Source organism: Acidobacteriota bacterium (genome assembly GCA_016195325.1).
GTDB lineage: Bacteria > Acidobacteriota > Polarisedimenticolia > JACPZX01 > JACPZX01 > JACPZX01.
Genome location: JACPZX010000030.1, coordinates 24549 through 48306 on the forward strand (window position 1 = coordinate 24549; position 23758 = coordinate 48306).

Sequence of the window (23758 nt, forward strand, 5' to 3'; positions counted from 1 at the left end):
GTCACCCCGAATACTCCCCGTCCCAGAGCGCCGCGAGGAAATCACCGTAAGGCAGCACCTCGATTCCCCCGACCCGCCGGCGCCGCGTCTCGAGGCTCACGCACAACAGCCGCTTCATCTTCTTCTCGTCGGCGAGGGCGCGCAGCGACCTGAGGTCCTGGGTCGAGACGGCCTCCTTCGCCTTGACCTCGATCGCGGTGTGATTCCCGAGGATGAAGTCCACCTCGAAGCCGGATGTCGATCGCCAGTAGTTCACCGTCTCGCCGCTCACGTAGTCCCGGTAGGAGGCGAGCTCGTGCAGCAGCCACGTCTCGAAGGCGATCCCGAACTCCGGAGTTCTTCGCCGAACGAGCCGCCCCTGGAGCGCGGAGGCGACGCCGACGTCGAAGAAGTAGTACTTCGAGGAAACGATGGGCTTGCGCTTCTTTGATCGATCCCAGGCCTGCACTTCCTCGAGCAGCAGTGTGTCCGTGAGAATCTCGAAGTACTCGTAGACCGTCGTGCGCGGGACCTGCGCGTCGTTCCCGACGCTCGTGAAGTTGACGAGGGCCCCGTTGCAGTGCGCGGCGACGCGGAGGAAGCGACTGAAGGCCGGCACGTTGCGGCTCGCTCCTTCCGCGACGATCTCCTGCTGAAGGTAAGTCCCCGTGTACGCGTCGAGATCGGCGGCCGGCTCGTCGGAGAAGTAGATCGAGGGAATCGTTCCGCGCTCGATCGCGCGCCCGAGATCGAAGTGGCGGCCCAGCTCGCGATACGTGAGCGGGTGAAGGTGCCGTGTCCGCGCCCGACCGCCGAGGAGGTTGACGCCTCCGCGGCGGAGCTTCCGGGCGCTCGACCCCGTGAGGAGAAAGCGCACGCGCCGCTTCTCGATCAGGCGGTGCACTTCGTTGAGGAGCTCGGGGAGGCGCTGCACCTCGTCGATCGCGACGATCTCGTCCTCGCGGGAGAGATCCTCCTCGATCCGGGCCGGGCGATGGCTGAGCGAGAGATACACGGCGCTGTCGAGGAGATCGTACACCCGCACTTTCGGGAGCGTCTGCCGGATGAGAAACGTCTTGCCCGTCTGGCGCGGTCCGAAGAGGAAGAGGGATTTCTTCCCGAGCCACGCGGGGAGATCCGCCGAACGGGCGATTGCGGGCGGGTCGTCGGCTCGGGGCATCGTCACCTCTGTCGTCATTTATCATGATAAATGACGGCAGACTTGTCAAGCCGATCGGCCGCGCGCCGCCCGCGCGTGTCCCTGGATTACGCCTCGCCCGCTCCCTCCACCTCGTCCTCCTCCGCCGGCGCCGGGCCGTACTCCTTCTGGAGGTGGTAGAAGCACCAGCCGCCCCACGGCAGGATCACGCCGTAGTTGAAGATGCGCGAGAGGAAGGTGCCGGCCGCGGCCGACTCGACGTCGACGCCGAGCGCGAGGAGGATGATCACGAGCGACGCCTCGGTGACGCCGGGTCCTCCCGGCGCCGCCGCCATCATCTGGATGAAGGCGGCCGCCGAGACGGCGAAGGCCGACTTCGCGAGGCCGATCGGGACGCCGACGGCGCGCATCGACAGCTCGAGGCTCGCCGCGATGACGACGAGGAGGACGAACGAGACGCCCATCGACGGCCAGAAGGTGCGGCTCCCGACGAAGGCCTCGGCGAGCGCCTCGAGGAGGTGCTCCCACCACCGGATGAAGCGCCCGCCGAGATCCCACCGGCCCCCCAGCGCGTGGGCGGCGCGCGAGGCCGACGCGGCGCGGAGCGCGCGGACGATGTACGACGTCTCGCCGCTGCGGATCCGCTGCAGGTGGCGCCAGCCGACGTAGAGGCCGCCGACGAGCGCGAAGAGGAGCGCGAGCCCCGACGAGATCGAGAGGCCCGCCTCGCCTCGCGACATCGTGAGCATGCCGCTCGCGATCATGACGGCGGTGAAGGCGGAGAAGTTGGTCGTCTGGTCGGCGACGATGGTGCCGTAGAAGCGGGCGCGCGGCTTCCCCGTCTCCTTCGAGAGGTAGAAGGCGCGGAGGACCGGCCCCGCGACGCGCAGCCCCGGCGCGACGACGCCGAGGAAGTTCCCGGCCATCAGGATCTCGAGCGTCGCCCGGAAGCCGACCGGCGCCTCGCGCCGCACGAGAATCTCCCACCGCAGCGCGAGGAGGAGGAAGCGGACCACGTTCGCCACGAGGAGGAGCGCGACGAGGAAGGCGTCGGCGTGGAGAAGCCTACGCCCGACCGCCTTGAGACCGATGTCCGCGAGGATCGACCAGAGGAACCAGACCGCCGATCCGGTGACGAGGAGGTTGAACGCCACCTGGAGCACCACGCGGTGCGCCCGCCGCTTCGGCCGCGGCTCCGCGGCGGGCAGGGTCTCGAGCTTCTCCATGGCGCCAATCTAGTACGGGGATGGCCAACGGGGGCCGTTCACGGTACATTGTCGCGCAATGATCCTCCTCGACTCGCGCCGGGGGGGGCTGTCGGCCTGTGCCCTGCTGACGCTCTCTCTTCTCGCCTGCTCCGCGCCCTCGAACCGATCCGAGAGCCCGTCGATCCGGCTCGTCGATCTCGTCGACCCTTCCGCGGTCCAGGGGAAGGCCGTGGTCCCCGCGTCGAAGATCGCGAGAACCGAGTGGCGGTTCGACGGCGACGCCCCGAAGGGGCCGGATTCCGCCGCGGCCGCCACGCGCGGGTTCAAGGCCGAGGCGGGCGTGAAGGAGTTCGCCGTCCGGGGCGGCCGCCTTGCGGGCACGACCACCACCGATTTCCCCGTCATCCACGTCGAGCGCACCTCGGGACTTCAGGATCACGATCTCCTCCACGCGGTCGAGGTCCGGCTCAAGGTCTCGCGGCCGGGGAAGCTCACCATGGCGTTCCTTCGCGACGAGAAGATCGACGTGGCGAAGGAGATCGAGAAGGAGAAAGGTCGCCGCTGGCGGATGAGCGCGAGCGTGGCGGCGGGGGACGAGGTCCGGACGATCGTGTTGCGCAATCCGTTCTCCCCCGACTCATCGGACATCCGGCACATCCTGATCAGGCCCGTGGACGCGAGCGGCGTCGCCTTCGAGATCGAGTCGTTGCGGCTCATCTTCCGCAAGGAGTACCTCGAGGGGATTCCGTCCGGGGTGAGCTGGCAGGGGCTCTCGGAGATCTACCACGAGACGATCGTCTCGCGCCTTCCCGAGAAGGTCTCCCTCGACGTCACTCTCCCGGCGCAGCCGTGGCTCGACCTCTCGCTCGGAACCGTCGAGAGCGGGCCCGTCACCTTCCGCCTGTCACTCGCCCCGTCGGGGTCGGCCGGGCCGGGAACGACCGTTCTCGAGCGCACCGTCTCCACGCCGTACCGCTGGGAGACCGCGCCGATCGACCTCGCGGCGCGCGCCGGCGAGAAGGTGCGCCTCACCTTCGAGCTGAGCGGGGCGGCCGACGGGGCGATCGGCTTCTGGGGATCCCCCGTCGTCAGAAGCCGGGGGGCGCGTCCGATGGTGACGGCGTCGCTGGCCGGCTCCGCTCCCCCGCGCCACGTCATCCTCGTCTGGGCCGACACGCTGCGCCGCGATCACCTCGACATGTACGGGTACGCGCGCGCGACGGCCCCTCACATCCGTCAGCTCGCCGCCGAGGGAGCGCTCTTCAAGGACTGCATCGGCCAGGCGACGTGGACGAAGGTCGCGACCCCCTCGCTCCTCACGGGGCTCTACCCCACGACCCACGGCGTCCACGATTTCTACGACCGCATCCCGGCGTCGGCGACGACGATCGCCGAGGTCTACCGCGACGCGGGGTACGCGACGCTCTCGTTCTCGTCGATCCTCTTCACGGGGAAGTTCACGAACCTGCACCAGGGGTTCGAGGAGCTCCACGAGGACGGCTCGCTCCCCGATCGCGAGTCGAGCAAGACGTCGCGCGTCTACGTCGATCGCCTGCTGCCGTGGCTCGAGGCGCACCGCGACGTCCCGTCGTTCGTCTTCCTCCACGTCTCGGATCCCCACGACCCGTACCGGCCGTACCCGCCGTACGACGCGACGTGGGCCGACCCGTCGAAGCGCGAGGCGCACGAGAAGGCGCAGGAGACCGCCCGCAAGTTCATCGCCGACCCCCTCATGAAGAACTTCGGCATGCCCTCGCGCACCGAGCTGGCGAAGGCCGGCCTCGACCCCGACGCGTACGTCGCAGAGGATCGCGACTGGTACGACGGATCGATCCGCGGGATGGACGCCGAGATCGGCCGCCTCATGGAGCGCCTGCGCGCGCTCGGGCTCGATCGCGACACGCTCGTCGTCTTCACGGGCGACCACGGCGAGGAGTTCCTCGAGCACGGCCGCACGTTTCACGGACAGACGACGTACGGCGAGCTGTCGAACGTCTCGCTCGCGATGTGGGAGCCGGGCGTCATCCCCGCTGGAACCTCCATCCCGGACACCGTCGAGACGGTGGACATCATGCCGACGATCCTCGCCCTCAGCGGACTCGAGCCGCCGAAGGAGGTCCAGGGGACGAGCTTCCTTCCCCTGCTCAAGGGGACCGCGCGGAAACCGGCGGCCGCCGGCGTCGCTCTCGCGGCGGACGCAGTCGACGGCGGCTGGTCGGATCGTCCCGCGATCACGGAGCGGGCCGCCACAACGGAGATCGGCGGCGCGCCGCCCCCGATGGACGAGTCGTCCCTCGCGATCACCCTGGCGGGCTGGAAGATGATCCACAACATCCAGCGCCCCGCCGGCAAGCCCGAGTTCGAGCTCTTCGACGAGAAGCGCGACCCGCTCAACCTCGCCGACGTCGCCGACGCGCATCCCGAGATCGTCGAGAGGCTCTCGAAGACCCTCGCCGCGTGGAAGGCGAAGGTCGAGGCCGAGAAGCTCAAGCCCGACGCCGACTCCTCGAAGGCGATGACCCCGGAGGAGATCGAGCGTCTCCGGAGCCTCGGCTACATCCAGTAGGCGCCGGACGGGCGGCTATACTGCGCCATGGTGCGCGCCGCGCTCTCCTCCCCGGCGATCCCGATCCTCCTCGTCGTCGCCGCGGCCCTCGCGGTCAGCGCGCCCGCCCTCCATCACGGTCTCGTCTTCGACGATCACCTCCTCATCGACGGCAACGCCGACCTGATCCGGGGTGACGTCCCGCTCTCGGCCGCGCTCACGCGGCGCTACTGGGGGAGCGCCCACGAGGCGGCGGCGAACGAGCTTTACCGCCCCGCGACGATCCTCTCGCTGGCCGCGGGCGCGAGGCACGCCGTCAATTCAGCCCTCCACGCGTCGAACGCGGCGCTCGCCTTCTCACTCTTTCGAGCGCTCGACCTGGCTCCGCCGATCTCGCTGTTCGCCGCGCTCGTCTTCGCCGTCCACCCGATCGCCACGGAGGCGGTCGTCCCGATTTCGGGGCGATCGGATCTTCTGGCGACTTTCTTCGTCCTCGCCTCGACTCTCCTCGCGGTGTCCGGGGCGCGCGCGTCAGGGTGGCGGCGCGTCGCCTTCGTGGTCGGCGCGGCGCTGATGGCGCTCCTCGGGGCGCTGTCGAAGGAGAGCGCCTTCGTGGTCCCGGTGGTCACATGCGCGGCGCTTCTCACCAGGAGGACTCCTCGCGGCGGGACGATCCTCGTCGCCCAGTGCGTCGCCCTCGCGGCGGCTCTCGCGCTGCGCGTGGGCGTCCTCGGCTACTTCTTCCAGTCCAGCGCGCCCGCGGATCCGCGCGACGCCTATCTCGCCTTCGTGAACAACCCTGTGCAGTTCGCGACCGTGGGCGTTCGCGTCATGACGGCGCTCCGCGTCATCCTCGGGGCCGCAGGGCTGCTCGTCTTCCCCTTTCATCTTTCGGCGGACTACTCCTTCGATCAGATCCCGGTCTTCTCCGGCTCCTTGACGCTCGTCGATGTCGCGGATCTCTGCCTCGCGCTCGCCTTCGCCGGAGCGATCGTCTTCTTCATGCGTCGGGCCCCGGTCGCCGCCTTCGCGCTCGCGTGGATCGCCGCGACCTACCTGCCCGCCTCGAACATCCTCTTCCCCACCGGGACGATCTTCGGCGAGCGCCTGCTGTACATGCCGCTCGTTGGGTTCGCGCTCCTCGTGGCGCTGGCGAACGGCCGTGCGCCGCGCATCCCGGGGGCAATCCTCGCCGTCGTGCTCGTGACCCTTCTCGGCGCGCGTTTCATCGCTCGCACCGCCGACTGGTCCTCCGACGACGCGCTCTTCGAGTCCGCCGCTCTCGCGTCCCCACGAAGCACCAAGGCGCACAGCAACCACGGCTACACGCTCCAGGCGCAGGGACGGATCGTGGAGGCGGCCGCCGAGTACCGCCGCGCGCTCGAGATCGCGCCGAAGCTCACCGGCGCCCGCATCAGCCTCGCCCGTTGTCTGGTGCAGCTCGATCGGCCCGGCGAGGCGCTGGCGCTTCTCGAGGAGGAGAGAAAGCTGGGCGACTTCCCGGCGCTCACCGCCGATCTCGCAGGGGCGCACTACGCCGTGGCCGTCGACTCGCTGAATCGCGGAGATCTCGACGCCGCCAGGAAGCACGCGGAGGCGGCGCGCCGGTCGGGGTACGAACTTCCGCGGGACTTCCTCGAGAGGCTCAGTCCCGCCGCACCACCCCCCGCCGCGCCGCGGTGAGCGCCGCGGCGCCGAGGCCGGCGAAGAGGCCGACGAGCGCGACGCCGAGCGACTCGGACCAGGCCCCCACCCCCGACGGCCGCGCGAGCGCGGCGATCGCATCGAGGAGTGGAAACCCCGCCGCGGGGAGAGATCGGTAGGCGCGCAGCGCATCGAGAGTCCCCGCCGCGAGCGCGGCGAAAGCGAGGCCGGCGACGCCGACGGCGAGGCCCCGGGCGACGAGCGCGCCGCGCGTGACCGGCGCCTTACCTGTCGGCGGCTCGATCTCGAAGACGGGCTCGCGCGTCCCGAAGGGGACGAAGCGCTGGAGGAAGACGAACCCCGGCCCCGCCATCACGATCGACACGATGAAGAAGAGGCGCCACCCGATCGCGTCCACGAGGAACCCGGCGATGGGCCCGGTGACGACCCGGCCGAGGGCGAAGACGCTGGACAGGAGCGCGTACTGCGTCGCCGAGAAGCGCTTCGAGGTCAGCCTCAGGAGCAGGATCCCGAAGGCCGCCGTGCCGAGCGCCTGCGCGAAGGTCTCCGTTCCGATCGCGGCGAACATCGCGATGCGGCTCTTAGGCATCCCCGCGAGGAAGAAGTACCCCAGGTTCCCGAAGGCCTGGAAGAGCCCGAACGCCCAGAGCGCCGTCCCGAGGCCGATGCGCGTGGCGAGGACGCCGCCGGCGATCGCGCCGGCCGCGTTCACGATCAGCGAGATCATCCCGGTCCAGAGGCCGATGTCGATGTCGCTGTAGCCGATCTGCACGAGGAACGGGCGGAGGAGCGCCTGCGCGAGGTTCTCCCCGAACTTGTAGAGGAAGAGGAAGGCGGCGATCTCGACGGCCCGGTGCTGGGAGAAGAGGCCGACCAGCGGCTCCCACACCGCGGCCTTCAGCGTCTTCGGGGAGGCCTCGATCGTCTCCGGCTCCGGCGAGAGGAAGACGATGACGACGGCGCCGAGGTAGAGCACCGCCTCGATCCCGAGCGTGACCGCCCACGAGATCTCGGCCGCGATCGAGATCGCGACCGCCCCCGCGAGGTAGAAGCCGATCCGGTAAAGCGCGGTGCGGGCTCCGACCGCGACGCCGTGCTCCGATGGGTGCAGCACCTCGACGGCGTAGGCGTCGATGGCGATGTCCTGCACCGTCGAGGCGAAGGCGATCGACAGCGAGAGGACGCCGATGACGACGACCCAGTCGATCGGCACCCCGAGGAGCTGATGGCTGTCCACCGGGTTGAGTGCGGCTCCGGCGAGCCCCATCGTCGTGACGACGAGGCCGATCTGCGCGACCACCGCCCAGCCGCGCTTTCGCCCGAGGAACGGCGGCCGGTACCGGTCCATGAGCGGCGACCAGAGGAACTTGAAGGTCCACGGGGTCTGCGCGAGCGTCAGGAGGCCGATCGTCTTGATGTCCACGCCGACGCGCGCCATCCACGCGGGAATCGCCACCCAGATGAGGCCGAGCGGTATTCCGGAGTAGAACGACTGAAGCGCGACGCAGGCGGTTCGGCGGCTGGTGAAGACGCGGAGGAGGCTCTCGCGAGTGGAGAGAGAGGCGGCCATCGGGGGGACAGGATAGCGCCCGCGCCGCCGCCGGGGTTAGGATGGGCGGATGCGCACACCTTCGATGCGGATCCACCTCACGCTGGCTCTCGCGCTCTTCCTCTCGCTCCCGCGGGCGGCCGTCGCGCGGCAGGATCACGCCTGCGCCGGGCCGGTCGGCTACGTCCCGGGAGAAGTCCTCGAGCGCCCCGTCGGGCTCCGTGAAGGGGTCGGGAAGATCCACGATCCAGCGACGACCTCCTCCCCCGAGGCGCAGGCGCTCTACGACCAGGGGGTCGCGTACCTCCACTCGTACGTCTGGATCGAGGCGGCGCGATCGTTCCATCAGGCGCTGAAGGCCGATCCCGATCTCGCGATGGCCTGGGTCGGCCTCAGCCGCGCCTACTCGGGGCTCGACGACCCGGGGGCGGCGGAGGCGTCCCTCGCGAAGGCGAGGACGCTCGCGGGGCGCGTGAGCGCGCGCGAGCGCCGCCGGATCGAGCTGCGAGGCCGGCAGCTCGAGGCGATGGCCGAACCGATCGACCCGCAGAAGCTCCTCGACTACCGGAAGGCGATCGACGAGGCCCTGGCGGCGGACGACGGGGACGCCGAGCTCTGGCTCGTCGGCGGCAACGCGCAGGAGCCCTCCGCGGCGGGACGCGGGCAGCGCGGCGGCCTCGGTTCCACCCTCTACTACCTGCACGTCCTCGCGATGGATCCCGACAACTTCGCAGCGCACCACTATCTCGTGCACTCGTACGAGACGATGGGAAAGGTGGACGACGCGCTCAGGCACGGCGAGGCGTACGTGAAGCTCGCGCCCATGATCCCGCATGCCCATCACATGTACGGCCACGACCTGCGCCGCGTCGGGCGGATCGAGGAGGCGATCGCCAGGTTCCGCCGCGCCGACGAGCTGGAACAGGCCTACTACGCCGCGGAGAAGATCCCCGCGGGGCTCGACTGGCACCACAAGCACAATCTCGATCTCCTCGCGACGTCGTACGAGTACATGGGGCGGATGGGAACGGCCGAGGAGCTGATGAAGCAGGCGGCCGACGGCGACTCGGTGAACGACTACCTCGAGTTCAACCGGAAGGAGTGGCCGGCCTTTCTCATGTCGCGCGGCCGGCTCGACGAGGCGCTCGCGGCCGTGAAGTCGTTGACGCACGGGAAATGGGCGGTCTCGCGGGCCGCGGGGCACGCGCTCGAGGGGGAGATCCACCTCGCGGCCGGACGGATCGAGGCCGCGCGAGGATCGCTCGACGCCGCGCAGAAGGCTCTGCTCGAGGTCCCGGAGGTCGCCCCCGGAATCACCCTCCCTCGGGGCGCCGCGCAGCCGATCGTCGAAGAGCTGAAGGCGCGCATCCTCCTCGCCACCGGCAAGGCGGACGAGGCGCGACCGATCTTCGTCGAGGTGGTGAGGCGGACGCGCGCCATCCCCGGCCCCGACGCCTGGAGCCAGGCCCTCTTCCGCCTCGAGTCGATCGCCCGCGCGGCGCGCGACGCCGGCGACTGGGAGCTCGCCGACTTCACCGCGAAGCAGATGATGGAGCACGATCCGGCGTACGCCGGGTCGCACCTCGCCGCCGGGCTCGTCGCGGGCCACCGGGGCGACGCCGCGGCGGAAGGCCGCGAGCTCGCGGAGGCCCGCCGCCTGTGGAGCGGCGCCGACGCCGGTCTCCCGGAGCTCGCCGAGATCCGGGCGAAGATCGCCGCGGCCGCGCCGTGACGGGGCCTAAAGAAACCGGAGCAGGCGGTTAAGAGAAGGTAGAATGCGCACCATACAACCTCAGAATGGGAGATCTGTCATGAAGCGACCTGCGACGATCCTGAGTTCGTTCCTGATGGCGGCCGCGGTGCTCGGCGCCTGCTCCGCGGCGTTCGCGGACGGTGCGATGCACGCGGCGGCTCCCCCGCTTCCGGCCTTCGAGAAGCTGAAGTCGCTCGCCGGCGAGTGGAAGAGCTCCGAGGGTGGAGTGACCGTGAGCTACCGGGTCGTCTCGGGAGGCTCCGCGGTCGTGGAAGAGATGAGCCACGGCAGCATGGTGACGGTCTATCACCGCGACGGTGATCGCCTGATGATGACCCACTACTGCGAGTCGCAGAACCAGCCGCGGATGCGGACCGACGCGATGAAGGGGGATCCGGAGAGCGTCAAGTTCTCGTTGATGGATGTGACCAACCTCGCGAAGCCGACCGACGGCCACATGGCGGGGCTCACGATCTCCTACATCGACAAGGACCACTTCAACGCCGACTGGAGCTACTTGGAGGGAGGCAAGGAGACCCCGGCCTCCTTCCACTACACGCGCGTGAAGTAGGCCTCGTCCGCGGTCCCGGCCCCCCGGCGTCGTATACTGGCCGCCGCCGGGGGTGGGCCCGGTCCCGCCGTGGAGGAGGACAGCCGTGAAGAAAGCGCTTTCCGCCATCGCTCTGCTCGCCATCGTCTCGACCCTCGCGGTCATCGCCGCCGAGGAGACCGATCCGTTCCTGTGGCTCGAAGAGGTGGAGGGGACGAAGGCCCTCGCCTGGGCCAAGGACCAGAACCAGAAGACGACGGCCGAGTTCGAGAAGGTCAAGCAGTTCAAGCCCATCTACGATCGGACGATGCAGATCCTCGACTCGCAGGAGCGGATCCCCTACGGGAACCTCCGCGGCGACACGGTCTACAACTTCTGGCAGGACAAGGATCACCCACGCGGCATCTGGCGCCGGGCGACGCTCGCGTCGTACAGGACGCCGGCCCCCGCGTGGGAGACGGTGATCGACCTCGACGCGATGATGAAGGCGGACGGGATCCCGTGGGCGTGGAAGGGAGCCAACTGCCTGGCCCCCGAGCGCCGGCTCTGCATCGTGTCGATGTCCCGCGGCGGCAGCGACGCCGCCGTCTACCGCGAGTTCGACGTCAGCACGAAGAAATTCATCGAGGGAGGCTTCTCGCTCCCGGAGGCGAAGTCGAACGTCTCGTGGCGCGACGAGAACACCCTGTGGGTTGGCACCGACTTCGGCCCGGGCACGACGACCACGTCCGGATACCCGAGGCTGGTGAAGCTCTGGAAGCGCGGGACTCCCGTCTCGGAGGCGAAGACGGTCTTCGAGGGTGAGGCCGGGGACGTCGCCTCCACCGGATACAGCCAGTTCACGCCGGAAGGGCGCTACGACTTCGTCGTCCGAACCCCGGCCTTCTTCAGGCAGGAGATGTACCTCGTCCTCGGCGATCGCCTGCTCCGCGTCGACATTCCCGACGACGCGAATCCCGAGGGGATGTTCAAGGACCGGATGGTCGTCTCGCTTCGCAGCGACTGGAGCGTCGGCGGGAAGACCTACAAGCAGGGAAGCCTCCTCGCGATCGGGCTCGATCCCTTCCTCCGCGGCCGGCGCGATTTCGACGTCCTCTTCGAGCCGACGGCGAGGATCTCGCTTCAAGGGGTCACCCAGACGCGGGACGCGCTCCTCGTCAACACGCTCGACAACGTGCGAGGGAAGCTGACCTCGCTCACCCCCGGCCCCGCCGGCTGGAAGCGCGAGGAGATCCCACTCCCCGGGCTCGGCACCGTCGGCGTCATGTCGGCGGACGAATGGCAGTCGTCGTTCTTCTACAACTACACCGACTTCCTCAACCCCTCGTCCCTCTTCCTGGTGGCGAACGGCGTGGCCGAGAAGGTGAAGTCGGCCCCCCAGTTCTTCAACGCCGACGGGATGAAGGTGGAGCAGTTCGAGGCGACGTCGAAGGACGGGACGAAGATCCCGTACTTCCTCGTCACGCCGAAGGGTTTCAAGGCCGACGGGAACGCGCCGACGCTCCTCGGCGGGTACGGCGGCTTCGAGATCCCCGAGGTCCCGCGCTACGACGGCGTGAACGGGTCGGCCTGGCTCGAGCGGGGCGGCGTCTACGCGGTCGCGAACATCCGCGGCGGGGGCGAGTTCGGCCCCGCGTGGCACCGGGCGGCGCAGAAGGAGAACCACTACCGGAACTTCGAGGATTTCACGGCGGTGGCCGAAGACCTGATCACGCGCAAGATCACCTCGCCGAAGAAGCTCGGGATCATCGGCGGCTCGCAGGGAGGACTTCTCGTCTCCGGCTCGATGGTCTACCGGCCAGATCTCTTCGGGGCCGTCGTCTGCGAGGTCCCGCTCGCCGACATGAAGCGGTTCAACAAGCTCCTCGCCGGCGCGAGCTGGATGGCGGAGTACGGCAACCCCGACGTCCCGGAGGAGTGGGCGTACATCCAGAAGTGGTCCCCGTACCAGAACCTGAAGAAGGACGTGGTCTACCCGAAGGCGTACTTCTGGACGACGACGCGCGACGACCGCGTCCACCCGGCCCACGCGCGCAAGATGGCGGCGAAGATGATGGACCAGGGGCATCCCGTGTACTACTTCGAGCAGATCGAGGGAGGCCACGGCGGCGGGACGGTGAACCAGCAGCGCGCCTACACGGAGGCGCTCGAGTACGCGTACCTCTGGAAGATGCTGGGCTGAGGCCGGCGGGCGCGGCTCAGAGCAGGACGCGCTTCACGGTCCAGTAGAGGCCGACGAGAGCGATCAGGGCGGAGGCGGGGACGGTCACCCTCGACCGGTGCCACGGCTCCGCCCCGAACCTCATCCCCACCGCGACGAACGCAATGGCGATCACGCTGAGCTGCCCCGCCTCGACCCCGGATTCTACGCGAAGAACCGCCCGCGAGGCGCCGCTAGTGCTTCGGGCCCGTCCCGCAGCCGCCGCGGCCGGCGACGAGGTAGTACGTGATGACGCCGGGCGGGACGCCGAGGGTGAGGCCGGTGGCTCCGCTCGTGCTCGTGCCGCTCACCGTCCCGAACGCCCCGTTCTTCGTCGCGCTCTCGAAGACGACGTAATCGGCGGCCAACGGGATGTCGGACCAGGTGAGGCGGATTCCCGTGAAGCTGTTCACGTGCTCCGCCGCCAGCGTCGCCCCGACGGCGCCGGGCGCGCCGGAGACGACGCTCACGCTTGCGGCCGGCGAGACGTCCGACGCCCCCCCCGCGCAGGTCACCGCGACCGAGTAGCCGTAGGTGCCGAGAGGCTGGCTCGAGGGAATCGCGTACGACGACGCGGTCGCGCCGGGGATGTCGCCCCCGTTCTCCTTCCACTGGAACGAAGCCGGGGAATCGCCGCCGGCGCAGTACGAGCCCGTCGCGTCGACGCTCCCGCCCGTCCCGGCGCAGAGGACCGTCGGGGACGCGTAGGCCGCCGCCCGCGCAGTTCCCGCTCCGCCGGTCGCGGCGCCGCATCCCGTGACCTGCACGTCGTCGATCATGAAGCCGAGGTGCGCGTTGTCGGAGGCGTCGACGGTATCGAACCGGAACCTGAGGTCCGCCGTGGCGCCGGCATACGGGGCGAGGCTCGTGATGCCTGAATATCGCCATGCACCGCTCGAGTCGGTGACGGGGGCGACGTCGGCGTACGGGCCCGCGGCTCCCGCCGTCGAGACCTGGAGTGTCGAGAGATCCCGCCCCGACTGGCCGTCCGTCGCGCGGCGGTACCAGAAGGAGAGGCGGGCGTCTGCGGGAACCGCCGCGACCTCCGGCAGATTCAGCGAGCCGGCGTTGGTGGGGAAGTTGGGATCGGCGTACGTGCACGTCGAGTCGATGCCGTAGTACCAGCCCGTCGATCCGGTGCGCTGGTTCGGCTCGCAGGCCGAGGTCGACAGGTGCCAGAGGCCCGAACCGCTCCAGAGTCCCGCGCCGTGCTCCGCGCGATTCTCGACGATGGGCGTGGAGGGGACGAGCCTCGCGGCCGACACGTCCGGAACCGACCCCGCGGAGAAGCACGACGCGGCGACGCCGTGCGCGCCGGTGCGGTTCATCACGCCGGTGACGGCCGAAGCGCCATGATCGAAGCCTGCCGAACCGAAGTCGGCGTCCTGGTACTGGAAGAGGATCTGCCCCGACGCCTCGAAGAGCGTCGCCTCGAACGTCGCCGCGCCGACCGCCGGCTTGTGAGGAACGTCCTTCCACTCGATGGTGAGCCGCCGGTTGGGCGCCGTCCCCTGCATCATCGCGAAGACGCCGCTCCCCGGAGCCCCGGCCCCGGGGTTGAGGTCGTCCCAGTACGGGGCGATGAGAAGCCGATTGGCGGAAACGGCGGGCATGCAAAGGGGAACGGCCGACGCGAGGTTGTCGATTGGCGCGAACGACACCAGCCCGTTGCTGCCGACGTAGAGGGTCGAGAAGCGCTCGCCGTAGAATGGGAAGGTGAAGCCGATCGGGATAGGGATCGAGCAGTCGTCGCAGGCGAGCGGGAGCAGCGACCCGACCGACGCGTCGATGAAGGCGAAGGCGTCACCCCTCGCGACGTAGGTGTCGTTCGACTTCCCGTACCACAGGGCGACCGATCCCGAGTCGTTCCGGCCGCTCGCGGGGAGCCCGCTCGATTTCGCGCCGGCGACCACGTCGCGGATGCCGTCACCGTCCACGTCGCCGAGAGCGACCGAGGAGCCGAAGGCGTCGCCCTTCTCCCCGCCCCAGAAGCGCGCCAGGCTCGAAGGCTGGCTCGACAGATCGATGTCGGTGAAGGGCTGGGCCGAGCCGTAGAGGACGTCCACCTCTCCCGCCCCCGGGCGTCCCGCTCCGCGCGAGCTCGACGCCGCTGCCGCGAGGACGAGATCGTCGTAGCCGTCGCCGTTGACGTCGCCCGCGGCCACCGCGCCGCCGAGGGATTGGAACGGCGAGGTGGCCTCGATGCGTGCGGTGCCGGCCGGCGCGGCGTCGAGATCGGTGCTGGTCCAGAGCGCCGATTGGCCGTAGGCGAGCCAGACGTCGCCCGCCCCCGGCCGCGCGCCGCCGCGCGAAGGGGAGCCCGGAGCGCCCATGACGAGATCGGCGAGACCGTCCCCGTTGAGGTCGCCCATGGCGAGGGCCGTGCCGAGGGCGCCACCGGCCACGGGGCCGAAGAAGCGGATGACGCCGGAAGGAGGCGTCGCCAGATCGATGTCGCCGCTCGGAGCGGAGTCTCCGTAGATCACGGCCACCTCGCCCGCGCGGGAGCGCGCGTTGCCCGCGGAGGCCGCCGAGGGGGCCCCGAGCGCGACATCCGGCCGCCCGCCGCCGCCGAAGTCGCCCGTGGCGACGGCGGATCCCAGCAGGTCTCCGGCATCGGCTCCGGCCACGCGGACGGTTCCCGAGGGGGGTGACGCGAGATCGACGTCGCCGAAGTGGGCCGCCTGCCCGTAGACGATGAACGCCTCGCCGGCGTCCGCTCGAAGGTTGTCGAGCCCGTCGCCGTACGGAGCGCCGATGATGAGATCGTCGCGGCCGTCGAGGTTGATGTCGGCGGCGCCGAGCGCCGAGCCGAGAGCGTCGACCGGGTCGGCGCCGAAGAAGCGCGCCACGCCGGCGGGGGGCGCCGCGAGATCGATGTCCGCGAGCCTCGTCGCCCCGCCGTAGATCACGTAGACGGTGCCCGCGCCCGGCCGGGAGTCGGCGACCGAATCGGACGACGGGGCCCCGAGGATCAGATCGTCGTAGCCGTCGCCGTTCAGGTCGCCTGAGGCGACCGCGGCGCCGAGGCCGTCGCCGGCGCGGGCTCCCCAGATCCGCACGACGTCCGTGGGAGGGGCCGCAAGATCGGTGTCGCTCCACTGCGCCCTGCGCCCGTACACGAGGTACACGGCGCCTGCGTCGGTCCGGGTCCCGCCGAGCGAGTCGCTGAGCGGCGCACCGAGGATGATGTCGGCGAAGCCGTCTCCGTCCACGTCCGCGGTGGCGACGGCGCTCCCGAGATCGTCGAAGGCGGCGGCCCCGGTGAAGGTCGATTCGGGAGCGTCCGCACGCCGGAGCGCGTCGCGCCTGGCGTCATGGCTGATGGAACCCTCCGCCTTGAGCGCGAAGGTCAGCGAGACCGGCCCTCCCGAGCTCGCGTTGACGTCGAGCCGGAAGGGAAGCACGGCGCCGCACGGCGCTCCGCCGCTGAGCTGGATCTGGAAGTGCGGCGCGGTCGAGAGCGCCGGCGCGCCGCGGGCGGGCAGATTCGGCCAGGAGCCCGAGGGGGTGACGACGATCACGTCCGAGGGCGTCCCGGTGTAGACGAGCGTCGCGCCGACGCCTGTCGCGGCGACGTCGCCGTCGTTGAAGAGCTTCAGTCGAAGCGTGACCAGCTCCCCGGGCTGGAGCAGGCCGTCGTTGTTTCCGGCGGAGTCGTCGATTACGGCGCCGACGAAGGCGAGCTTCGCGGCCGCCTGCGCGGTCGAGCCGATGCTGAGCGAGATCAGGGCGGCGACGAGCAGCCGGCCCGCACCACTCCTGAGGGGGCACAGAACCCCCCTGGTTCCGATCAAGGTCGAGTCCTCCCCGGCCCGGGCCAGCGCGCCGTGTGCGCTTGAATATACACGAAAGATCACAAAGTTAGGGCGAGCGCAGACGCCCGGCCAGCGCGGATTCCCGACTTTCTCGAGGCGGCGTTGTCGGGATTGTCGGCGCCGAACAAGGATGAACCCGAACGGCACGGCGCGCGACGGGAGCGCCGGGGTGCTGTGCTAGACTCGCCCGCCTTTTTCGCCAACCGTTGGGGTGCCCATGCCGAAAAGAGTCGAGACGGTCGCCGCGCTGTGGGCGTGCCTTCTCGCCGGCCTCCCGACACTCGCCGGGGCGGCGGACGTTCCGCGCGGGCCGCTCGTCGTCGTCCCCGAGTGCCGCATGATCCAGTCCGGATGCGGCCTCGACCCGGACACCCCCGATCTGAACGCCGCGGCCTGCGCGATGGCCGTCGCGAAGCAGCTCGAGCGTCGCGGCATCCGCACCACGCTCCCCGGCCCCGTCACCGACGTGTGCGCGGGCGATCCGAACGCCGTCGTGGCGCTGACGACGGTGACCTTCGAGTGCGGAGCCGACCAGGACGGCATGACGCGCCGGCGCTACGCGCTGAAGACGCGCCTCCGCGGCGAGCTCGAGATTCGCGATTGTGCGAGCGGCGAGGTCGCGGGACGCGCCCGCGCGGCCCGCGCCGTCGCATCGGGGCGCCGCACGCTCGTTCGCGATCTCGTCGAGGAGCTCGGGCACCACCTCGCGCCGGGGAAGGTTCGCGCATCCCATCCGGAGACTCCGCTCCGGTGGATGCGCGCCGACGTGGGAGGGGAACGCTCGGTCGAGATCGACGCGGGCTCGATCGACGCGTCCAGCTCCGGGATCAACCGAATCCTCAAGGGAATGGGGCTGCCGGAGCAGGATCGCGCGCGGCGCCTCCTCGTCGAGCGCGCCTACACTCCCTGGAGCTACCCGGGCGTGCGTCTGGCCATCGGCCTGTCGGGCACCGAGATGCGCTCGTCGGGAGACGGGACCTTCAATCGAGGCCTCCTCCGTCTCCCGCCTTCGAAGCCCCTGACGTTCACGAACGTGCCGGTCGACGTGACGCTGCGATCGCTGGGGTTCTACCTGAGCGCGGGGTACGGCTTCGACTACCTGCGCAACCAGCGAATCTCCGCCGCCGCGCACGTCGGGTACTCGGCGATGGGAGGCTCCCTCGCCCCCTCCAGGATGGAGATCAACGCGACGGGCCCCATCGAGATCCCGCTGAGGGACGGGGCCTGGCCGCTGGGCGCGGGCGTGCGCTGGGAATGGAGGCTCTTCCCGCACTGGGAGATCGCGGCGACGTACGGGTGGAACCGGATGAACTTCAAGAACCCGAAGGAGACCCTCTCGGGGAGGTTCGCCCCGTACGACGTGGGGTACACGGGAGCCGAGGCGCGCGTCGGGATCGCGGTCCGCTTCTGACCCCGATCGCGTCGCCGCTTCGGGTCAGCGCCCCTTGAACTGCGGCTTCCTCTTCTCGACGAAGGCTCGAAGCGCCTCGACCCGATCCTGGGTGGGGATGATCGATTCGTAGGCGGCCGTCTCCTCGCGTAGCCCCTCCTCGATCGGCATCTCGCACCCGCGATCGACGGCCCGCTTGGCGGCGCGGAGCGCCAGGGGCCCGTTCGCGGCGATCTCCATCGCGAGCGCCAGCGCCGCCTCGAGAGACGCGCCGGGGGCGGCGAGCTGATCGACGACGCCGTCGGCGAGCGCCTCGGCCGCGGAGAACATGCGCGCGGTGAAGATCCATTTCTTCGCGCGCGCGACGCCGATGGCGCGCGGCAGCCGCTGCGTCCCGCCGGCCCCCGGGATGATCCCGAGGCTCACCTCGCGAAGGCCGAGAGTCGCCCCCTCGTCGGCGACTCGCAGATCGCACGCGAGCGCGAGCTCGAGGCCCCCCCCGGCGACGACGCCGTGCACCGCCGCGACCGCGGGCATCGGCAGCATCGACAGGCGCGTGAAGGTGCCGGAGAGGTACGGCACCCAGGCGCGGACGTCGTCCTCGGACATCGTCTGGCGCTCCTTGAGATCGGCGCCGGCGCAGAAGGCCTTCCCGCGCGCGGCGATGACGAGTGCGCGGACGTCGGACCCACTCTCGAGGGCGGCGCAGGCCGTGTTGAGATCCTCGACCAGCTCGCGCCCGAGGGCGTTCACCGGGGGGCGATCGATCGTGAGGAGGCCGATGCCTCCCTCTCGCAGCTCGAAGGAGACGTGCCGGAGCCCCGCGATCGACGTCATCGGCGGGCCTTCCGCCGGGAAGGCCCGCGCGCGGGAGGCTCGTTCCCCGAGGCTCCCGCCCCCCCCGGCGCGTACGACGCCGGGACGGTGACCTCCATCGACAGCAACCCCATGCCGTGCGTCTTCCCCTGGGCGTCGGTCTTCAGACTCCCGCTCCCGCCTCCGCCCAGCGAGTCGTGGAGGATGAAGTTGAGGGCGCGGAGGTTCGGCACCTCGTAGCGATCGACCCTCCCCTTCACGACGCCGCCGAAGTGGGCCCGGACGCGCGCGGCGGTGACCTGGCGGCGGATGATCTCGTAGCCGGCGTCGTCGTACGCGATGAGGCCGACGTTGCTCCCGTCACCCTTGTCCCCCGATCGAGCGTGCGCCATCGCGTGAAGCCGCATCGTCTTCATCCGCGCCGCCATCAGAGACTCTCCACCCGCACTTCGGCCTTGACCAGTTCCTTCGGGATCAGCGCCGGCCAGAAGGCCACGACCTCGCGCGGCTTCGGACGCCCTCCGGCGAACCCCGTGACGCCCGGAGGACCAGAGGTCACCAGGGGCGCGAGCTCCTTGCCGAACCGATCGACCTTCCTCTCGTCGTGATCCTTCACGCCGACGCGCAGCACGACCTCGGGGTGATCGCCCGGGTCGGGAGCGGCCGCGCCGTGGCAAACCCCCGTGCCGACGATCTCGGTGAGCTTCTCCTCGAACTTCAGCCCCGCCCGCTTGAGCCGGCCCCACAGCGCGTCGGCGGCGACGCGCGCCTTCTCCGCCGCGCGCGGACCGCTGATCGTGAGCTGCCCGTTGGCCGCGAAACCGTCGAGGTAGGAGATCGAGACCTTGTAGGTGTCGGTCGCGGCGGCGCCTCGGATGCCGCTCACCGCCACGCGATGGCGGCCCGCCGGCTTCAGCCGGATCGACGAGAACTCGGCGACGACGTCGGGGGTGATGTAGCGGGCGGGGTCTCCCATCTCGTACACGAGCTGCTCGGAGACGGTGTCGACGGTGACGAGCCCCCCCGTCCGCGCGTGCTTCGTGATCGTGAAGGTGCCGTCGGCCTTCATCTCGGCGATGGGGTAGCCGAGGTGATCCCATCCCTTCACCTCCCACCAGCGCGTGTAGTTGCCTCCGGTGCACTGCGCGCCGCACTCGAGGATGTGGCCGGCGACGGTCCCCGCCGCGAGGCGGTCCCAGTCCCCCGCCTTCCACCCGAACTCGTGGATGAGGGGACCGAGCGTCAGCCCCGGATCGGTCGAGCGCCCCGTGACGACGACGCGCGCGCCGCCGCCGAGGGCCTCGGCAATCGGGAACGACGAGAGGTAGACGTTCGCCGCCTCCACGCGCGGCCGGATCGCCGAGAGCGGCCGGCCGTCGTCCATGTTGGCGAGCGGCACCCCGGAGGCGAGGATCTCGTCGAGGCGTGGCAGGATGTCGTCACCCGCCACGCTCCCCACCTTCATCCCCGTGACGCCGGCCTCGCGCGCCACCTTCGAGAGCGCCTTGAGGCACGCCGCCGGGTTCACGCCGCCGGCGTTCGCGACGACGCGGATCCCCTTCTCGCGGATCTCGGGGAGGATGCGCCGGATCAGCTCGACGAAGTCGCTCGCGTACCCCGCCTCGGGGTTGCGCCGCTTGAGCTTCTGCATGATCGACATCGTGACCTCGGCCAGGTAGTCGAGCGTCAGGTAGTCGAGAGGGCCCTCGCGGACGAGCCTCACGGGCGCGTCCACGGAATCTCCCCAGAACCCCTGGCCGTTGCCGATCCTCACCGTGTCCCGCGCCATAGGCCGGCCATTATAGCGGGGCGGGGGAGATTCTCCTTGACACGCCTCCGCCCCGGCGTATAGTGTCCTATGTCAGTAGGACAGTTGGACCCGGAGACGCGACGATGAACCTGAGGATCGACCCGGCGAGCGCGACGCCGATCTACGCGCAGATCGTCGAGCAGGTGAGATCGCTCGTCGCCTCGCGCGCGCTGCGGCCGGGCGACCTCCTTCCCTCGGTCCGCGATCTCGCCGTCACGCTCCGCGTCAACCGGAACACGGCGGCCAAGGCCTACCAGGTGCTCGAGGCCGACGGCGTCGTCGAGACGCGGGCCGGCCAGGGGAGCTTCGTCGCGAGCGGCTCCCCGCGCTGGTCGCGCGAGGAGCGGTACCGGCGCGTGGAGCACGCCGTGGACCGGGCCCTCGTCGAGGCGCATCACGTCGACGTCCCGCTCGAGGAAGTCCCGCCGATGGTCGAGAAACGGATCCGCTCGTTCACCCGGCGCGCCCCGCGCGGCGGACAGGAGAGATGAGCATGGAAGCGCCCGCGATCGTCATCGAGAAGTTCAGCAAGAGCTTCGGATCGAACGACGCCGTCCGGGACCTCTCGCTCGAGGTCCCCCGGGGATCGATCTTCGGCCTCCTCGGCCAGAACGGGGCCGGCAAGACGACGACGATCCGCACGCTGCTGAACCTCCTCCAGCCGACCTCGGGACGCCTCACGCTCCTCGGCCTCGACTCGGTGGCCGGCTCCCTCGAGGTGCGCCGCCGCGTCGGCTACCTCCCCGAGGATCCGGCCTGCTACGGCTGGATGACGGTGGAGGAGGCGGTGCGCTTCAACGCCGCCTTCTACCCGACGTGGGATCGCGATCTCGCGTCGCAGCTCCTGAAGCAGCTCGGCCTCCCCGGAGATCGCCGCGTGCGGGCCCTCTCGCGCGGAATGCAGGCGAAGGTCGGCCTCGTCCTCGCGCTCGCCCCGCGGCCCGAGCTCCTGATCCTCGACGATCCGACCTCCGGGCTCGATCCGGTGGTGCGCCGCGAGTTCCTCGAGGCGGTGATCGCGAACACGCAGGCCGAGGGGGGGACGGTCCTCTTCTCGACCCACCTGCTCCACGAGATGGAGCGCGTCGCCGACGAGGTCGCGATCCTCCACGAGGGAAGGCTGCGCGCGCGGGCCTCCCTCGACGACCTGAAGGCCGGCACCAAGAAGCTCCGCGCCGTCTACCCGGAGCGCATCCCGGAGAGCTTCCCCCTCGACGGGATCGTCCGCGTGGAGCGCAACCATCACCAGGCGCTGATCACGGTCAGCGGATACCGGGAGGGGCACGGGGAGAAGCTCCTCGGCGCGGGAGCCGAGAGCGTCGAGGTGATCGATCTGTCGCTCGAGGAGATCTTCGTCGAGACGGTGAAGGGAGGGACGGCACATGCTTAAGGCGCTCTTCTGGAAGGAATGGCGCGAGCAGCGCCCGCTCGTCGTCGCCGGCCTCGTCCTCGCGGCGCTCTGGCCGATCTTCATCGCCGTCTGGAGCGCCTCGGCCCGCGGGGGACGCAGTCTCGCGACGCTCGGCGGGGATCTCCTCTTCACGAACGCGCTGATCCTCTGGCCGCTCCTCGCCGTCGCGGCGGGGGCCTCGACGATCGCGAACGAGATCGGGGATCGCACGCTCGAGTTCCTCCTCTCCCGTCCGGTCGCGCGCACGACCGTCTGGGCGATCAAGGTCCTCGTCGCGGCCCTCTCGGCGACGCTCGTCGTCGCGACGGGATGGATCCTGGCGCTGCTCCTCGGAGGGTTCGAGGGGATGACGCGCGCGCTCCAGGGGAGTGCCTCGGTGGCGCTCGGCTACGGCGCGGCGGTCCTCCTGCTCTTCTCCTTCGCCGTCTTCTTCTCCACCTTCCTCCCCCGGGCGATGACCGCGGCGGCGGCCGGCCTCGGGGCCTCGGCCGCCGTCATCACCGTCGTCGTGGCCGTCTGGTCGAGGCTCGATCTCCTCCCCCGCCTCGAGCCCCAGTGGTTCGCGACGGAGCTCCTCGCCATCAGCGGCGCGGTCCTCGTCGCCTCGCTCTTCGTCTTCTCCCGGAGCGAGACGCTCCGGGGGCGATTCACCGCGCGATCCGCGGCCGCGGCGGCGCTCTTCGCCCTCTTCGCCGCGGGCATCGCCACGATCCCGATTGCGTACGCCCGGATGCGGCTCCTCCCGTCCGGGGCGTCGCTGATTGCGATCTCGATGAGCCCGAAGGGGGACGCGATCGTGGCCACGGCGACGCCGAAGGAGGATCCGGCGATGCCCTCCTCCCCCGAGATCTGGCTCCTGCACCCGGACGCCGCCGGCATGACGCGGCTGACGGGACGGCTGACCTTCGCCCCCGTCTTCTCTCCCGACGGGCGGTCGATCGCGTATCTGTCGAGCCGCTCGGCGCTCGGCCTTCGCTCGGATGCCGTCGATCTCAGGATCGCCTCCGTCGACGGCCGTGAGGACGAGCTCGTGGCGTCGGAGCTGCCGATCCCTCGCCCGTGGGCCAACTTCGGGATCCCGGCCCTCGCATTCTCCCCCGACGGCGCGCAGATCGCCTTCGTCGCCGGCGGCGCGGTCGAGGTGGCCCGCACCGACCGCGCGCGCGACATCCGGCGCATCCCCCTGTCCGGAGCGCGCCCCAGCCAGGTCTACCTCCTGGGCTGGGCGTCCAGCGAGGAGATCCTGTTCATCGCGTACCGGAGCGACGACGCGACGGCGTCCTTCGAGGCGGTGCGGACCGACACGGAGAAGTGGCGGGTCGTCTACGACGGGGAGGCGCCGACGTACTCCCTCCTGGCCGCGGAACGCTCCGGCGCGATGCAGACCATCCCCGTCGTGATTCTTCCGGGCGGGCGCGGCTCGGAGGCGCGACGGCTCGCGCTGATCGACACGGCGACCGGCCGCGTCGAAATTCTCACCGAGAACGGATGCCACGCTCTGCCCGACGTGACCGACGACGGAAAGCGCGTCGCCTACGCGACGTGCTCGGGATCTCTCGGAAGCGATCGCCGGGGGACGGTGCACGTCCGGGAGAGGGCGGGCGGCGCCGATCGCGTGATCGGATCGTCCGACGGAGAGGTCGTCTTCCTCAAGGCCTCCCCTTCGGCCGAGAGCGTCCTCGTGAGGACGCGCCGGATGCGCGACGTGGCGGCGACCGATCACGTCCTCGACGCGCGGGGCGCGCGCGATCTCGGCGAGAACGTGAGGTTCGTCGGCTGGGCCGGAAGGGACCGGATGGTGCTGGCGGAGTCGACGAAGGAGTCCTCGTTCGCGGCGGACTCCGTCTTCGTCCTGAGCGCGACGACGGATCAGCGCCTCCAGATCTATCCCTGAACTAGAATGCG

16 protein-coding genes and 1 pseudogene are annotated in these 23758 nt (G+C 70.4%); 9 read left to right on the forward strand and 8 right to left on the reverse strand.

Going from position 1 to position 23758, the window contains the following annotated elements:
• Position 1: 1 nt before the first annotated feature.
• Positions 2 to 1159 carry an ATP-binding protein gene (locus tag HY049_07075; GenBank protein MBI3448660.1) on the reverse strand — a complete coding sequence of 386 codons (1158 nt, stop codon included), beginning with the start codon at positions 1157 to 1159 and terminating at the stop codon, positions 2 to 4.
• A gap of 86 nt (positions 1160 to 1245) precedes the next feature.
• On the reverse strand, positions 1246 to 2364 hold the full coding sequence (locus tag HY049_07080; GenBank protein ID MBI3448661.1) for a flippase-like domain-containing protein: 1119 nt from the start codon (positions 2362 to 2364) through the stop codon (positions 1246 to 1248).
• A 58-nt stretch (positions 2365 to 2422) separates the two neighbouring features.
• On the opposite strand from HY049_07080, the gene HY049_07085 reads away from it, so the two are divergent.
• Complete coding sequence (locus HY049_07085) at positions 2423 to 4912, forward strand: sulfatase (GenBank protein ID MBI3448662.1); 2490 nt, start codon at positions 2423 to 2425, stop codon at positions 4910 to 4912.
• Positions 4913 to 4939: 27 nt separating this feature from the next.
• Entirely contained in the window at positions 4940 to 6574 is a 1635-nt protein-coding gene (locus HY049_07090; GenBank protein ID MBI3448663.1) for a tetratricopeptide repeat protein, read from the forward strand.
• On the opposite strand, the gene HY049_07095 is transcribed toward HY049_07090, so the two are convergent.
• Complete coding sequence (locus HY049_07095) at positions 6537 to 8126, reverse strand: MFS transporter (protein ID MBI3448664.1); 1590 nt, start codon at positions 8124 to 8126, stop codon at positions 6537 to 6539. The genes HY049_07090 and HY049_07095 overlap by 38 nt on opposite strands.
• A 49-nt stretch (positions 8127 to 8175) precedes the next feature.
• On the opposite strand from HY049_07095, the gene HY049_07100 reads away from it, so the two are divergent.
• The 3 genes from HY049_07100 (at position 8176) to HY049_07110 (ending at position 12590) form a co-directional block, all read left to right on the forward strand.
• Entirely contained in the window at positions 8176 to 9837 is a 1662-nt protein-coding gene (locus tag HY049_07100) for a tetratricopeptide repeat protein (protein MBI3448665.1), read from the forward strand.
• Positions 9838 to 9916: 79 nt separating this feature from the next.
• Complete coding sequence (locus tag HY049_07105) at positions 9917 to 10429, forward strand: hypothetical protein (GenBank protein ID MBI3448666.1); 513 nt, start codon at positions 9917 to 9919, stop codon at positions 10427 to 10429.
• A gap of 142 nt (positions 10430 to 10571) precedes the next feature.
• Positions 10572 to 12590: a S9 family peptidase gene (locus HY049_07110; protein ID MBI3448667.1), complete on the forward strand. Its 2019-nt coding sequence runs from the start codon at positions 10572 to 10574 to the stop codon at positions 12588 to 12590.
• 16 nt (positions 12591 to 12606) lie between these two features.
• Here HY049_07110 and HY049_07115 read toward each other — a convergent pair whose 3' ends face one another.
• Positions 12607 to 12744, reverse strand: coding sequence for a hypothetical protein (locus HY049_07115; protein ID MBI3448668.1), 138 nt, complete (start codon positions 12742 to 12744; stop codon positions 12607 to 12609).
• 58 nt (positions 12745 to 12802) lie between these two features.
• On the reverse strand, positions 12803 to 16405 hold the full coding sequence (locus HY049_07120; GenBank protein ID MBI3448669.1) for an FG-GAP repeat protein: 3603 nt from the start codon (positions 16403 to 16405) through the stop codon (positions 12803 to 12805).
• Between the two features lie 238 nt (positions 16406 to 16643).
• Here HY049_07120 and HY049_07125 point away from each other — a divergent pair, with 238 nt between their 5' ends.
• Positions 16644 to 17837, forward strand: coding sequence for a hypothetical protein (locus HY049_07125; GenBank protein MBI3448670.1), 1194 nt, complete (start codon positions 16644 to 16646; stop codon positions 17835 to 17837).
• Positions 17838 to 17861: 24 nt separating this feature from the next.
• Here the strand turns inward: HY049_07125 and HY049_07130 are convergent, their stop codons facing one another.
• The 3 genes and pseudogenes from HY049_07130 to HY049_07140 all read right to left on the reverse strand — a co-directional run bounded on the left by HY049_07130 (position 17862) and on the right by HY049_07140 (position 20421).
• The gene (locus HY049_07130) at positions 17862 to 18653 is read right to left on the reverse strand and encodes an enoyl-CoA hydratase/isomerase family protein (protein ID MBI3448671.1); all 792 of its coding nucleotides are present in this window, start codon (positions 18651 to 18653) and stop codon (positions 17862 to 17864) included.
• A gap of 80 nt (positions 18654 to 18733) precedes the next feature.
• A pseudogene (locus HY049_07135) lies at positions 18734 to 19048 on the reverse strand (hypothetical protein).
• A gap of 11 nt (positions 19049 to 19059) precedes the next feature.
• Positions 19060 to 20421, reverse strand: coding sequence for a DUF1446 domain-containing protein (locus HY049_07140; GenBank protein MBI3448672.1), 1362 nt, complete (start codon positions 20419 to 20421; stop codon positions 19060 to 19062).
• 104 nt (positions 20422 to 20525) lie between these two features.
• Here HY049_07140 and HY049_07145 point away from each other — a divergent pair, with 104 nt between their 5' ends.
• The 3 genes from HY049_07145 to HY049_07155 are packed head-to-tail and all read left to right on the forward strand — an operon-like array spanning position 20526 to position 23747.
• Positions 20526 to 20933: a GntR family transcriptional regulator gene (locus tag HY049_07145; GenBank protein ID MBI3448673.1), complete on the forward strand. Its 408-nt coding sequence runs from the start codon at positions 20526 to 20528 to the stop codon at positions 20931 to 20933.
• A 2-nt stretch (positions 20934 to 20935) separates the two neighbouring features.
• Positions 20936 to 21832: an ABC transporter ATP-binding protein gene (locus HY049_07150; GenBank protein ID MBI3448674.1), complete on the forward strand. Its 897-nt coding sequence runs from the start codon at positions 20936 to 20938 to the stop codon at positions 21830 to 21832.
• On the forward strand, positions 21825 to 23747 hold the full coding sequence (locus tag HY049_07155; GenBank protein ID MBI3448675.1) for a PD40 domain-containing protein: 1923 nt from the start codon (positions 21825 to 21827) through the stop codon (positions 23745 to 23747). Before HY049_07150 ends, HY049_07155 begins: the two co-directional genes overlap by 8 nt.
• Positions 23748 to 23758: the final 11 nt, after the last annotated feature.